The organism is Psychrobacter sp. TB20-MNA-CIBAN-0197 (assembly GCF_040309765.1).
Taxonomy (GTDB): Bacteria; Pseudomonadota; Gammaproteobacteria; order Pseudomonadales; family Moraxellaceae; genus Psychrobacter; species Psychrobacter submarinus.
Map to the genome: position 1 here is coordinate 1 of NZ_JBEOPC010000833.1, position 262 is coordinate 262.

A 262-nucleotide genomic window follows, 5' to 3' on the forward strand; every position below is an offset into this window, starting at 1 on the left:
GTGTTTACCCTAGCCGACACGCAGCGCCCTGCCGATGTAGCGGCAATTAAACGTGGTAAAGCACAGCGCTTAACAAGTTTAAATGACAACTCGCTGGGGCATAAACAACTAGCCAAGGTAGAAGAGCTATGGCTTAAATCGAACCACGATCAACTGCCAATTCAAGCTTGGGTAGCCTACCCGCCTGGTTTTGACAGTAATAAAAAGTACCCATTAATTCTTGAAATTCATGGTGGCCCGGTAGCCAATTACGGCCCGCACT

The 262-nt window shown here is 48.1% G+C and carries 1 protein-coding gene; it reads left to right on the forward strand.

The features are described 5' to 3' along the window. A partial coding sequence (locus tag AAEY83_RS16195; RefSeq protein WP_351060649.1) for a hypothetical protein occupies positions 1 to 262 on the forward strand: 262 nt, incomplete at both ends.